Below are 13,211 nucleotides of genomic sequence, written 5' to 3' on the forward strand. Positions count from 1 at the left end.
GGAGAGCTATCGCGGGAGCATTGCATTTCAATGCGGCCTCGCCTGACGCGGGCCGGCGCATCTTGACGGGAATGTGTGCGGCTGGGTCTGGCGGTCTCCTCGGCCGCGTGTTATCTTTGATTTACTCAGATTGAGTATATGTGAGCCTTGGCAAATCCACCGGCCCCCTCGGCCGGATTTCTCATAATCCATATATACTCAAATAGAGCATAATTAGCATTCACGGGAGGCTTCCATGCCGATCACTGGACTTTACGGCCCCGACGACTTTGCAGGCCGGCCACAGGGCCACACCACCTCTCCCCGCGCCGCGCCGCCGCGACCGGGCGCTTCGCTGCCGAGGCCATCACTCGAATGGACGCCGGAGGTCGAGTGCGCCACGGCCCCGCTCTACGCGCGCGTCAGGCACGTGATCCCGCCGATCGAGTGGCCGCTGATGGCGCCGACCATCAAGGCCATCAACGAGCTGAAGGCGGCACGCGGCGCGGTGATCCTCGCGCACAATTACCAGGCGCCCGAGATCTTCCACTGCGTCGCCGACATCGGCGGCGACTCGCTCCAGCTCGCGGTCGAAGCCACCAAGGTGAAAGCGAACATCATCGTCCAGTGCGGCGTGCACTTCATGGCGGAGACCTCGAAGCTGCTCAACCCGGACAAGACGGTGCTGATCCCGGATTCGCGCGCGGGCTGCTCGCTCGCGGCCAGCATCACGGGCGCGGACGTCCGCCTGCTCCGTGAAAAATTTCCCGGCGTGCCCGTCGTCGCCTATGTCAACACCTCAGCCGAGGTGAAGGCCGAGGTCGACATCTGCTGCACCTCGTCGAACGCGGTGCAGGTGGTCGAGAGCCTCAACGCGCCGACCGTGATCTTCCTGCCCGACCGCTACCTCGCAACCTACGTCGCCTCGAAGACCAACGTGAAGATCATCGCCTGGAAAGGCGCCTGCGAGGTGCACGAACGCTTCAAGGGCGAGGAGCTGCGCGCCCTTCGCGAGGCCGATCCCTCCGTGCAGATCATCGCGCATCCGGAATGTCCGCCGGACGTACTGGCCGAGGCCGACTTCACCGGCTCGACCGCGCACATGATCAACTGGGTGCGCGAGCGGCGGCCGCGGCGCCTCGTGATGATCACGGAATGCTCGATGGCCGACAACGTGAGGGCCGAGCTGCCTGACGTCGAGATGCTGCGTCCCTGCAATCTCTGTCCGCACATGAAGCGCATCACGCTCGCCAATATCCTGGAGAGCCTGCTGACGCTCGGCGAGGAAGTCACGATCGATCCCGCGCTTGCGGAGCGCGCGCGGCGTTCGGTCGAGCGGATGATCAATCTGAAGAATTGAGAACACAACATGCAAGACAACATCCCAAACCTCACCCGCTCCACCGATGATGTCGTTATCGTCGGCGGCGGTCTCGCCGGATTATTCTGCGCGCTGAAGCTCGCGCCGCGGCCGGTGACGCTGATCTCGGCGGCGCCGCTCGGACAGGGCGCGTCCTCCGCCTGGGCGCAAGGCGGCATCGCAGCAGCCGTGGCCGAAGGCGATACGCCGGAAGCCCATGCCGCCGACACCATCGCGGTCGGCGGCGGCATCGTCGATGAAGCGGTCGCGCTCGGCATCGCGCGCGAGGCGGGCCTGCGGATCCACGATCTGCTCGCCTATGGCGTGCCGTTCGACCGCGATCTAGAAGGCCGGCTCGCAGTCGGGCGGGAAGCTGCGCATTCCGCGCGCCGCATCGTGCATGTGCGCGGCGACGGTGCGGGCGCCGCGATCATCGCGGCCCTGAGCGAGGCCGTGCGCCGCACGCCGTCGATCCGGCTGATCGAGGGCTTTGTCGCCGAAGCGCTGCTGACCGAGGACGGCGCCGTCACCGGTCTGCAATTGCGCGAGGCCGGGAATCCCTTGGCACGGCCGGTCCTGCTCGCCTCGCGCACGGTCGTGCTTGCGACCGGCGGCCTCGGCCATCTCTATGCCGTCACCACCAATCCGTTCGAGGCCAGCGGCTCCGGCCTTGCCATCGCGGCCCGCGCCGGCGCCGTAATCGCCGATCCTGAATTCGTGCAGTTCCACCCCACCGCCATCATGGTCGGACGCGATCCGGCGCCGCTGGCGACGGAGGCGCTGCGCGGCGAAGGCGCAACGCTGATCAACAGCGAGGGCGAGCGCTTCATGCTCGCGCGCCATCCGCTTGCCGAGCTCGCGCCACGCGACATCGTGGCCCGCGGTGTGTTCGCCGAGGTCGCGGCAGGACGCGGCGCCTTCCTCGACGCGCGGCAAGCGCTGGGCACGCGCTTCGCCGACAAATTCCCGACCGTGCATGCGAGCTGCATCGCCGCCGGCATCGATCCGGCGATGCAAGCGATCCCGATCGCGCCGGCCGTGCACTACCACATGGGCGGCATCGCGGTCGACGCGCGCGGTCGCAGCTCGATCGACGGGCTGTGGGCCGGCGGCGAAGTGTCGTCCACCGGCGCACACGGTGCCAACCGCCTCGCTTCCAATTCGCTGCTGGAAGCCGTGGTCTATGCCGCGCGGATCGCCGATGACATCGCCGGCCGCGCGATCCCCTCACCCAGTCGTCTCCCCGACGCACTGGTAGCGCCGCGCGGGGGCGTATCGGACCCAGGAAGCGTGAAGCGGCTGCGTGCGATGATGAGCGCCAATGTCGGCGTGATCCGCGACGGCGACGGGCTCGCGGACGCCGTCCAAGACTTCGCCGCGCTCGAACGCACGGCGGCGAACATCACCGTCCGCAACATGGCGACAGCGGCCCTGCTCGTCGCCGCCGCCGCATGGAGCCGCCGAGAGAGCCGCGGCGCGCATTTCCGTTCCGACCATCCCGCGGAACTGCCCGCGCTGGCGCAGCGCACGATGACGACGCTCAACGCGGCGCGCGAGGTCGCGGAGAGCCTGAGCGACCGCCTGCCGCGCTTTGCGCAACCCATGATCGCCTGACGGAGTTTTGTTATGATCACCCCGACCTCCCTGCTCTACCCCGACGCCTTCCTCTCATCACTCGCGATCGACGAGGCCGTGCATCGCGCGCTCGACGAGGACCTTGGCCGCGCCGGCGATATCACCTCGTTCGCGACAATCCCGGAAGCGACCAAGGCACAGGCCATCCTGGTCGCACGGCAATCCGGCGTGATCGCCGGCCTGCCGCTCGCGCTGGCGACGCTGCAAAAGCTCTCAACCGACATCGAGGTCCGCGCCCATGTCCGCGACGCTGCGCGCGTTGCCCGGGGCCAACACGTGTTGACGATTTCCGGCCCCGCCCGCGCCATCCTCACGGCGGAGCGGACCGCGCTGAATTTCGTCGGCCGGCTGTCGGGCGTTGCGACGCTGACGGCCGACTACGTCGCGCGGACCGAGGGCACGAAGATGCGGATCTGCTGCACGCGCAAGACAACGCCGGGGCTGCGGGCGCTGGAGAAGTACGCGGTGCGCTGCGGCGGCGGCTTCAACCATCGCTTCGGGCTCGACGATGCGATCCTGATCAAGGACAACCACATCGCGGTCGCCGGCGGCATTCGACCCGTGCTGGAGCGCGCGCGGGCGCATGCCGGCCATCTCGTCAAGATCGAGATCGAGGTCGACACGCTGGCGCAATTGCGCGAGGTGCTCGACACTGGCCTTGCCGACGCCGTGCTGCTCGACAACATGGATCTTGCGACGTTGCGTGAGGCGGTGCGGATCAACGAGGGGCGCCTCAAGCTGGAGGCGTCCGGCGGCGTCACGCTGGACTCGATCGCCGCAATCGCGGCGACCGGCGTCGACTATGCCTCAGCCGGCGCGCTGACGCATTCGGCGCCGAACTTCGACTGCGCGCTGGATATCGAGGCGTGACGTGGTCTGCTCCCTCTCTCCGTTCCTACGGGGAGAGGGTTGGGGTGAGGGGGATCTCTCCACACGTGAGAGCGTCCAGAGACCTGTCCCCCCTCACCCGAATTCGAGCTGCGCTCGAATTCGACCTCTCCCCACAAGCGGGGCGAGGTAAAGGACAGCTACCTCCGCTCGATCGCGCCCATCTCGGCGGAGCTCTTGGCTTCCTGCACGAGCTCGGCCGACAGCGCGGCCGTTTGCGCAGGCGTCCCCCAGCTCGGCTCCTCGCTGCCGTCGCCCCAGGCGCGTGGGCGGTAGAAGGTGTGCACGCCGGTCTTGTACATCTTCTTCATCTCGGCGACCCAGGACGGGCGCACCCAATAGGCATGGTAGTGCGTGGACTTGCCGACTTCCGGCAACCAGATCTGGCCATCGAGCGTCGCCTTCGAAATCTTCTTCGCGCGATCCCACATCTCGGGCTCGCGGATCACGTCGGGATTGTTGTCGCAGGCGAAGGTGAACTGGCAGGCGAAGTGGCGATACTTGTTCTGATAGACCACGCCGCACACGGTGTCAGGATATTTGCCGGAGAACACGCGGTTCATCACCACCTGCGCGACCGCCATCTGGCCGCGCACGGCCTCGCCGCGGGATTCGAAATAGACGGCTTCGGCGAGACACTTCTCCGCCTTCGCGCGCGACTTGTCATCGAGCGCGAGCCGTTCCGCCGGTGACCTGGCGCGCTGGTTGTCGGCGTTGACCTCGCCCTTCGGCGCGACGCTCTCGCCGCTCTCGATATCCTTGGCGATCTCCGCCGTCGGCGGCGTCAGCGAGGCCGTCACCTTCATGTCGGGATCGGCCATCACGATCAGCGGCTCGGCGCCGGGCTGCCAGCTTTCGATGCTCTCGATATTGCCGCCGAGCGAGGAACTGCCGAAGAACAGGTTCGAGGTCTTGACGCTGAAGGGATCGCGCGCGGGCGCGGCCGGCGCAGTGGCCCGCTTCAGCGCCTCGAGCGGCTGCACCGCAAACGAGCGCGCGACGTCGCTGGCCTGCGGCGGATTGGAATATTGCGGCAGCGGCGGCGCGCGCAGCGCTTCCGCAAGCTCCGGGTCGAGCGCGGCCGCGGACTCCGGCGACATGGCTTGTGACGTCGCCTGCGGCAATGCGGCGGTCTTGGCGCCGAACACCGAGCTGTTCGACGTCGCGGGATCTTCCTGCGCGGGCACTGAAGCCGGCGCGGCCGTCTCGGGCGCCTGCGTAGGCGTCACGGTAGCGAGCCGATCACCCTTCAGCGAGCGATCGACCTTGGGAAAATCTGCGGACTGGTAGCGCGGCGGCGCCTGGAGCGCCGGATTGCGGGCAATCGCGCCGGTCACGTCGCGACCATCGAGGCTTGCGAGGCGAACCATCGCGCTCTGCGGAACCGAGGTGCCGATGGGGCGGGAAAAGCTGTAGGTGGCGAGCTGGATCGAGGATGCCGCGGAATAGACCTGCTTCTGCCAGCGCTCGGCGACGCCGGGCTGACGCGCCAGCAGAGAAGCAATGTCCTGATAGCCGGTCTCTCTCGGCATCAATGCGAAGATGCAGAGACCGATGCCGAAGGACGCGAACCGCGCGCCCTTCGGATGGTTACGCAACACTGACATCAACACGCTCACGCTACGCTTACGCTCGTCAGATCGAACTCAGTACATCCGTGCAATTCGATCTTTATCGTCAGTATCCAATTTAGGTTGCCGGGGCGTTAATCGGCGTTGCACGCGCGGCACACTCAAGCGATTGCAGGTGTTTTCACGGGACGATGCTGCGCGTTGGTAAATGCCGCGTCGCGTAAAGCGGTAAACAACCGGTCAACGCGAATGGTGAAGGAATTCTTGCTGGCCCGTACCAATATGGGACGGGCGTACAAGCTCGTCATTGCGAGGAGCGCAGCGACGAAGCAATCCAGAGTCTTTCCGCCGAAGGATCCTGGATTGCTTCGCTGCGCTCGCAATGACGGTGCGGAGGGAGTGTCGCCTCAAACAAAAAGAGGCGGGGCTTGGCCCCGCCTCTCTCCATTCAAATCAACTCGCGCTTACGCCTGGCTCGCGATCGCCTTGCCGAGTGCGGCTTGCGCCGCGGCAAGCCGCGCGATCGGCACGCGGTAGGGCGAGCAGGAGACGTAGTCGAGGCCGATGTCGTGGCAGAAGGCGACGGAGGCGGGATCGCCGCCGTGCTCGCCGCAGATGCCGACCTTGAGCTTCGGGCGCGTCTTGCGGCCGCGTGCAACGCCGATCTTGACGAGCTCGCCGACGCCTTCCTGGTCGAGCGCGACGAAGGGATCGACCGAAAGGATGCCCTTCGTCACGTAGGGACCGAGAAAGCTCGCCGCGTCGTCGCGGCTGATGCCGTAGGTCGTCTGCGTGAGATCGTTGGTGCCGAACGAGAAGAACTCGGCGCTTTCCGCGATCTCGGCCGCAAGCAGACAGGCGCGCGGCAGCTCGATCATGGTGCCGACCTGATAGGCGATCTTGGTGTTGTTGTCGCGCATCACCGCCTTCGCGGTGGCGTCGATGCGCGCCTTGACGAGGTCGAGCTCCATCTTGGTCGCGATCAGCGGCACCATCACCTCGAGGCCGACGGCCTTGCCGGTACGCTTCTCGGCCTCGACCGCCGCCTCGAAGATCGCGCGCGCCTGCATCTCGGCGATCTCGGGGTACGCGATTGCGATACGGCAGCCGCGGAAGCCGAGCATCGGATTGAACTCCGAGAGCTCGCGCGCGCGGTCGGCGAGGCGCCGCGGGTCGGTGTTCATGGCACGCGCCACTTCCTCGACCTCGGCATGGGTGTGCGGCAGGAACTCGTGCAGCGGCGGATCAAGCAGACGGATCGTGACGGGCAGGCCCTTCATGATCTCGAACAGCTCGACGAAGTCGGCGCGCTGCATCGGCAGCAGCTTCGCCAGCGCGGCGCGGCGCGACTGCTCGTCCTCGGAGAGGATCATCTCGCGCACCGTGCGGATGCGTGTCTCCTCGAAGAACATGTGCTCGGTGCGGCAGAGGCCGATGCCTTCCGCGCCGAACTTGATCGCAGTGCGCGCGTCATCCGGCGTGTCGCCATTGACGCGGACGCCGATCTTGCGGACCTGGTCGGCCCAGTTCATCAGCGTGCCGAACTCGCCGGAGAGCTCCGGCTCGATCATCGGCATCCGGCCGGCCAGCACCTGGCCGAGCGAGCCGTCGATGGTGATGACGTCGCCCGTCTTGAAGGTGCGCGAGCCGATGCTCATGGTGCCGCGGCCGTAATCGACGCGGATGGTGCCGCAGCCGGAGACGCAGGGCTTGCCCATGCCGCGCGCGACCACCGCCGCATGCGAGGTCATGCCGCCACGCGTGGTCAGGATGCCTTCGGCAGCGTGCATGCCGTGGATGTCCTCCGGGCTGGTCTCGATGCGGACCAGAATCACCTTACGTCCGTCGCCCTGGAGCTTGGCCGCTTCATCCGAGGAGAACACGATCTCGCCGGAGGCAGCTCCGGGCGATGCCGGCAGGCCGGTCGCGATCACGTCGCGCTTGGCGTTGGGATCGATGGTCGGATGCAGGAGCTGATCGAGCGAGGCCGGATCGATCCGCGTCACCGCTTCCTTCTTGGTGATCAGGCCTTCATTGGCGAGCTCGACCGCGATACGCAGCGCCGCCTTCGCGGTGCGCTTGCCGCCGCGGGTCTGCAGCATCCACAGCTTGCCCTGCTCGACCGTGAACTCCATGTCCTGCATGTCGCGGTAGTGCTTCTCGAGCAGCGTGTAGATCCGCGTCAGCTCCTTGAAGGCCTCCGGCATCGCCGCTTCCATCGACGCCTTGTCGGAGCCCGACTCTTTCCGCGCTTCCTCGGTGATGTCCTGCGGCGTGCGGATGCCCGCCACCACGTCCTCGCCTTGCGCGTTGATCAGGAACTCGCCGTAGAGCTTGCTCTCGCCGGTCGAGGGGTTGCGCGTGAACGCAACGCCGGTTGCCGAGGTCTCGCCCATGTTGCCGAACACCATGGCCTGCACGTTGACGGCAGTGCCCCAGGATTCCGGAATGTCGTGCAGCTTGCGGTAGGTCACCGCGCGCGCGTTCATCCAGGATGAGAACACCGCGCCAATCGCGCCCCAGAGCTGGTCGTGCGGATCCTGCGGGAAGTCCTTGCCGGTCTCACGCGCAACGGCGTCCTTGTACTTGCCGACCAGCTCGACCCAGTCCTCGGCGGACAGATCGGTGTCGAGCGTGTAGCCCTGGCTGTCCTTGAAGGTGTCGAGGATTTCCTCGAAGTGATGATGCTCGAAGCCGAGCACCACGTCGGAATACATGGTGATGAAGCGGCGATAGCTGTCATAGGCGAAGCGGCGGTCGCCCGACAGTTCCGACAGCGCCTCCACGGTCTCGTCGTTGAGGCCGAGATTGAGCACCGTATCCATCATGCCCGGCATCGAGGCGCGGGCGCCGGAGCGCACGGAGACGAGCAGCGGGTTCTTGGTGTCGCCGAACACCTTGCCGGTCAACTTTCCGACATGGTCGAGCGCCTTCTCAACCTGCGACTGCAATTCCTTCGGGTAGGACTTGTCGTGGGCGTAGAAGTAGGTGCAGACCGAGGTCGGGATGGTGAAGCCGGGAGGCACCGGCAGGCCGAGATTGGCCATCTCGGCGAGATTGGCGCCCTTGCCGCCGAGCAGGTCGCGCATCTCCGTGCGGCCCTCGGCCTTGCCGTCGCCGAATGTGTAGACCCATTTGCCGGCCTTGGCCGCGGCTGGCGCCTTGGCCGGGGCAGCCTTCTTCGGCGCCGGCTTCGCGGCGACCTTCGGAGCAACGGCCTTGGTCACCGTCTTCGCAGCCGGCTTGGCTGCAGCAGCCTTGGCGACCGGCTTCGATGCGCTCTTGGCGAGCGCCTTGCGGGCTGCCGGCGCGGCCTTCGCCTTGGCGGAGGGCTTTGATTTCGCTGGAGATTTAGTCGGCTTCGAGGCGGCTTTGGCCATAGCTTGCACACAACCTGCGAGAGGGAGGGGAAATCGCGGGCCTTACACCACTTTGAGCGGGCCCGCGCAAGTCGAAGAGTTCCGGAAAATGAAGGCCTAGAGATGGAGCCACTTCAACAATCCGAGCCCGATCGCACCATTTATGATGAGAAAAATCGCAACGATCAGGTTCAGCAGGCGCGGCATGATCAGAATCAGCACACCGGCCAGCAGCGACAAGAGCGGCGAGATGTGAGCGATGGTGATGTGCATGAATTGTCTTTCCGTGGTGTGTGGCGAATCGCGGCCGGATCATACCGGACCGGGTTCCGCGGGTAGAGACGCATAGGCTGCCGCGCGGGTTCCCGGCTTCGCGAAAACTGCCCGAAATTGCCGCGAATGCGGCAGGGCTTTTCCCGGAACATTGCCACGACGCATGCATTGGCAACTGGTCGCGCCACTGGCGCTTCCGAAGAATCACGTCGCAAAAAAACGTCAAAGGAGTTTCGCATGCGGAACAGGATTCTTGCTCTTGCAGCGCTCGCGGCCGCAATCGGCTCGCCCCTGGCGGCGCAGGCGCAAAGCGGTGGCACGGTTGGACGCGCGCCTGTCGTGGTCGACAGCGGCCCGACGATAGCCGTCGAACAGCGGCCGGCCTTCCGCGACTATGTCGTCGAACAACGTGTGCCGACCTTCCGTATTCCGGATCGCGTGGTGGTCGGTGCCACCTTACCCGAGACCGGCATCACCTATTATGACGTGCCGCAACGTTTCGGCGCCACCACCTATCGCTACACCGTCGTGAACGGCGAGACCGTGCTGGTCGAGCCGCGCTCGCGGCGCATCGTCGAGGTGATGGACTAGCCGCGCTTGCTTCAGGCGAAGCCGATATCCGTTTCGCCTGAAAGCGCCAATGTTCGACTGGATGTCCGGCGCGTCATATCAATCAGGCTGACGCGAGCAGTGTAAAATCGGACATCAGGCCCTGCCCGGTCTCCCCCCGCCGGGCGGGGCTTTTTTGCGCTGTCATTCCGGGACGCGCCACTTGGCGCGAGCTATGATGCGCAATTGCGCATCTGAGAATCCATTTTTCGACGTCACCCGCGGCACAATGGATTCCGGGCTCGTGCTTCGCACGCCCCGGAATGACATTTGTGTTTGCCGCGCGACCGCGCCTCAATCCTGAATCTTCGAGAAATCTGCCACCGCACGCGTGGCGCTGCGGATCTCGTTCAGCAGCTTCAGGCGGTTCTCGCGCACCTTGGCATCGTCGTCGTTGACGCGCACCTTGTCGAAGAACGCATCGACCGGCGGACGCAGCTTTGCCATCGCGCTCATCGCGGCGGAAAAGTCCTCCTTGGCGACGGCGGCGCTCGCTTCCGCCTTCACCTCGCCGATCGCCTTCGCCAGCGCCTTCTCCTCAGCGAGGCTGTAGAGCGCGGCATCGGGCGCGCCGTCGAAGGTCCGCTTGTCCTTCTTCTCCTCGATCGAGAGGATGTTGCCCGCGCGCTTGGTGCCGGCGAGCAGGTTCTTGCCGTCGTCGCTGTCGAGGAACTTTCCGAGCGCCTCGACGCGGCGGACGATCATGAGCAGATCGTCCTGGCCGCCGAGCGCGAACACCGCGTCGACGAGATCGTGACGGGCGCCCTGCTCGCGGAGCTGGACTTTCAGGCGGTCAGCGAAGAAGGCGAGGAGATCTCCGATCAGTGAGGCAAGATTATCGGCTGCGATCGATCCGCCCTTTCGGAGGAACGTCGAATCGGGGGTCGGATTGCGAACGGCGCGAACAACGTCCTCAAACGCGGCGTCACTGCCGCGCATGATATGAAGTGCAATCGCATCCTGGAAAATCGGTGTCAGAGAAATGCGATCGGTCTGTTCCAGGATAATCCTGATCACGCCGAGCGCCGCACGACGCAGCGCATACGGATCCTTGCTGCCCGTCGGCTTCTCGTCGATAGCCCAGAAGCCGACGAGCGTATCGATCTTGTCGGCAAGCGCCACCGCGACGCTGACCGGGTTGGTCGGCACGCGATCGGTCGGCCCTTGCGGCTTGTAGTGCTCCTCGCACGCGGCGGCGACCGAGGCATCCTCACCCTGCGCCAGCGCGTAGTACTTGCCCATCAGCCCCTGCACTTCCGGGAATTCGCCGACGACTTCAGTCAGCAAATCCGCCTTGGCGAGATGCGCGGCGCGCGTCGCCTTGCCGACATCGGCGCCGACCAGCGGCGCGATCTCGGCCGCAAGACGCTCGATACGCTTGATGCGCGCAGCCTGCGTGCCGAGCTTCTCGTGGAACACGATCTGATCGAACTTCGGCAGACGGTCCTCGAGTTTCGTCTTCAGATCGGTCTCGTAGAAGAATTTCGCATCCGACAGGCGCGGACGGATCACGCGCTCGTTGCCTGATACGATGACCTTGCCGCCGTCAGTCGCCTCGATATTGGCGGTGAGGACGAACTTGTTGGTCAGCTTTCCGGTCTTGGGATCCTTGACCACAAAGCACTTCTGGTTGTTGCGGATGGTGGCGCGGATCACCTCGTCGGGGATCGCCAGATATTCCGCCTCGAACGATCCCATCATGACAACGGGCCATTCGACGAGGCCCGAGACCTCGTCCAAAAGCACCTGATCCTCGACGAGCTCGAAGCCTTGCGCGAAGGTCAGTTCCTTGGCGTCGGCAAAGATGATGTCCTTGCGCGCCTGCGGATCGAGGATGACCTTTGCGGCCTTCAGCTTGGCTTCGTAGTCCTCGAAGCGGCGCACGCTGATCGCGGCAGGCGCCATGAAGCGATGGCCGTAGGTGGTCTGGCCGGTCTCGATGCCGTCGACCGAGAATTTCACGACATCGGGCTCTTCCGTCTCGGGCCCGAAGGTCGCGGTGATCGCGTGCAGCGGACGCACCCAGCTCAGCGAGCCCGGCTTGCCGGAGCGCGCGCCCCAGCGCATCGATTTCGGCCACGGGAAGGTGCGGATGATCACGGGCAGGATTTCCGCGAGCACGTCGATCGCGTCGCGGCCCGGTTTCTCGATCAGCCCGATGTAGAAGTCACCCTTCGGGTCGCGCTGGATCTTGGCCTCGTCCAGCGACTTCAGACCTGTCGCTTTCAGAAAGCCCTGCACGGCCGCATCGGGCGCGCCGACTTTCGGGCCGCGGCGTTCGGTCTTGAGATCAGGCTGGCGCGCAGGAATGCCGTGCACGGTGAGCGCAAGGCGGCGCGGCGTCGCGAACGCTTTCGCGCCCTCATAGACGAGGCCTTCGGCGACGAGCTTGTCGGTGACGAGGCGGCGCAGATCGTCGGCCGCCTTGGCCTGCATGCGCGCGGGAATCTCTTCCGAGAACAGTTCAAGCAAAAGTTCGGGCATCAGGCCGCTCCGCCCGCTTCAGTGTGAATCCAGGCCTCGCCGCAGGCTTTTGCCAATTCGCGGACACGCAAAATGTAGCTCTGCCGCTCCGTCACCGAGATCACGCCGCGCGCGTCCAACAGGTTAAAGACGTGACTGGCCTTGATGCACTGGTCATAGGCCGGCAGCGCCATCAGATGCGCCTCGCGCTTGCCGTCTTTCCATCCGGCGTCGAGATATTTTCGGCACGCCGCTTCCGCCATCTTGAACTGCTCGAACAGCATGGCGGTGTCGGCGACTTCAAAGTTGTGCTTCGAATATTCCCGCTCGGCCTGCAGGAACACGTCGCCATAGGTGACCTTGGCATCGCCCTCGCGGCCGTTGAAGTTGAGGTCATAGACGCGGTCGACGCCCTGGACATACATCGCGAGGCGCTCGAGCCCGTAGGTGAGCTCGCCCGCGACCGGCGCGCATTCGAAGCCGGCGACCTGCTGGAAATAGGTGAACTGGCTGACCTCCATGCCGTCGCACCAGCATTCCCAGCCAAGGCCCCAGGCGCCCAGCGTCGGGCTCTCCCAGTCGTCCTCGACGAAGCGGATGTCGTGCACGGCGGAATCGATGCCGATCGCGGCAAGCGACTTCAGGTACAGTTCCTGAAGGTTCGGCGGCGACGGCTTCATGATCACCTGGAACTGGTAGTAGTGCTGCATCCGGTTCGGATTCTCGCCGTAGCGGCCATCCTTGGGCCGGCGCGAGGGCTGCACATAGGCGGCGTTCCAGGGTTTTGGCCCGAGCGCGCGCAGCGTCGTCGCCGGATGGAAGGTACCCGCGCCCATCTCCATGTCGTAGGGCTGCAGGATCACGCAGCCCTGCTCGGCCCAGAATCGCTGGAGCGCGAGGATAAAGCCCTGGAACGAGCGTTCCGGGCGCATATGGGCGGGCAATGAGGCGTCCATCGTCAGATCAGGCTCTCGCGGGGGTTTTGAATCGCGCGGGACCGTATCGACGGCGGGGGTGGGAATCAAGGCAAAGGGGACGGATTCGGGCCGATCGGTGGATCGTCCGCGGACGGTG

The 13,211-nt window shown here is 65.5% G+C and carries 9 protein-coding genes; 4 read left to right on the forward strand and 5 right to left on the reverse strand.

Features of this window, described 5'->3' with window-relative positions; translation table 11 throughout:
* Positions 1–235: 235 nt before the first annotated feature.
* The 3 genes from nadA to nadC are packed head-to-tail and all read left to right on the forward strand — an operon-like array spanning position 236 to position 3,844.
* Positions 236–1,339, forward strand: a complete 1,104-nt coding sequence (gene nadA / locus RAD16_RS19435) for a quinolinate synthase NadA (RefSeq protein WP_458159510.1) — start codon at positions 236–238, stop codon at positions 1,337–1,339.
* Between the two features lie 9 nt (positions 1,340–1,348).
* Positions 1,349–2,953, forward strand: a complete 1,605-nt coding sequence (locus RAD16_RS19440; RefSeq protein ID WP_458159511.1) for an L-aspartate oxidase — start codon at positions 1,349–1,351, stop codon at positions 2,951–2,953.
* Between the two features lie 12 nt (positions 2,954–2,965).
* The gene (gene nadC, locus RAD16_RS19445; protein WP_458159512.1) at positions 2,966–3,844 is read left to right on the forward strand and encodes a carboxylating nicotinate-nucleotide diphosphorylase; all 879 of its coding nucleotides are present in this window, start codon (positions 2,966–2,968) and stop codon (positions 3,842–3,844) included.
* 158 nt (positions 3,845–4,002) lie between these two features.
* On the opposite strand, the gene RAD16_RS19450 is transcribed toward nadC, so the two are convergent.
* The 3 genes from RAD16_RS19450 to RAD16_RS19460 form a co-directional block, all read right to left on the reverse strand.
* On the reverse strand, positions 4,003–5,469 hold the full coding sequence (locus RAD16_RS19450; protein ID WP_458159513.1) for a cell wall hydrolase: 1,467 nt from the start codon (positions 5,467–5,469) through the stop codon (positions 4,003–4,005).
* A gap of 428 nt (positions 5,470–5,897) precedes the next feature.
* A complete protein-coding gene (gene ppdK, locus RAD16_RS19455; RefSeq protein WP_458159514.1) occupies positions 5,898–8,813 on the reverse strand; it encodes a pyruvate, phosphate dikinase in 2,916 nt (971 codons plus the stop codon).
* Positions 8,814–8,909: 96 nt separating this feature from the next.
* Complete coding sequence (locus RAD16_RS19460; protein WP_445220431.1) at positions 8,910–9,065, reverse strand: DUF3096 domain-containing protein; 156 nt, start codon at positions 9,063–9,065, stop codon at positions 8,910–8,912.
* Between the two features lie 237 nt (positions 9,066–9,302).
* Between RAD16_RS19460 and RAD16_RS19465 the strand changes: the two genes are divergently transcribed.
* Complete coding sequence (locus RAD16_RS19465; protein ID WP_458159515.1) at positions 9,303–9,656, forward strand: DUF1236 domain-containing protein; 354 nt, start codon at positions 9,303–9,305, stop codon at positions 9,654–9,656.
* Positions 9,657–9,968: 312 nt separating this feature from the next.
* Here RAD16_RS19465 and glyS read toward each other — a convergent pair whose 3' ends face one another.
* Positions 9,969–12,158 carry a glycine--tRNA ligase subunit beta gene (gene glyS / locus RAD16_RS19470; RefSeq protein ID WP_458159516.1) on the reverse strand — a complete coding sequence of 730 codons (2,190 nt, stop codon included), beginning with the start codon at positions 12,156–12,158 and terminating at the stop codon, positions 9,969–9,971.
* Complete coding sequence (locus tag RAD16_RS19475) at positions 12,158–13,093, reverse strand: glycine--tRNA ligase subunit alpha (protein ID WP_028158187.1); 936 nt, start codon at positions 13,091–13,093, stop codon at positions 12,158–12,160. The genes glyS and RAD16_RS19475 overlap by 1 nt, the downstream gene beginning before the upstream one ends.
* Positions 13,094–13,211 lie beyond the last annotated feature (118 nt).

The organism is Bradyrhizobium sp. 18BD (assembly GCF_054185225.1).

What these genes read in the sequence shown, in the direction of transcription:
- nadA (WP_458159510.1), top strand. Translation starts at nt 236, where the DNA reads ATGCCGATCACTGGACTTTACGGCCCCGACGACTTTGCAGGCCGGCCA.
- RAD16_RS19440 (WP_458159511.1), top strand. Translation starts at nt 1,349, where the DNA reads ATGCAAGACAACATCCCAAACCTCACCCGCTCCACCGATGATGTCGTT.
- nadC (WP_458159512.1), top strand. Translation starts at nt 2,966, where the DNA reads ATGATCACCCCGACCTCCCTGCTCTACCCCGACGCCTTCCTCTCATCA.
- RAD16_RS19450 (WP_458159513.1), bottom strand. Translation starts at nt 5,469, where the DNA reads ATGTCAGTGTTGCGTAACCATCCGAAGGGCGCGCGGTTCGCGTCCTTC.
- ppdK (WP_458159514.1), bottom strand. Translation starts at nt 8,813, where the DNA reads ATGGCCAAAGCCGCCTCGAAGCCGACTAAATCTCCAGCGAAATCAAAG.
- RAD16_RS19460 (WP_445220431.1), bottom strand. Translation starts at nt 9,065, where the DNA reads ATGCACATCACCATCGCTCACATCTCGCCGCTCTTGTCGCTGCTGGCC.
- RAD16_RS19465 (WP_458159515.1), top strand. Translation starts at nt 9,303, where the DNA reads ATGCGGAACAGGATTCTTGCTCTTGCAGCGCTCGCGGCCGCAATCGGC.
- glyS (WP_458159516.1), bottom strand. Translation starts at nt 12,158, where the DNA reads ATGCCCGAACTTTTGCTTGAACTGTTCTCGGAAGAGATTCCCGCGCGC.
- RAD16_RS19475 (WP_028158187.1), bottom strand. Translation starts at nt 13,093, where the DNA reads ATGGACGCCTCATTGCCCGCCCATATGCGCCCGGAACGCTCGTTCCAG.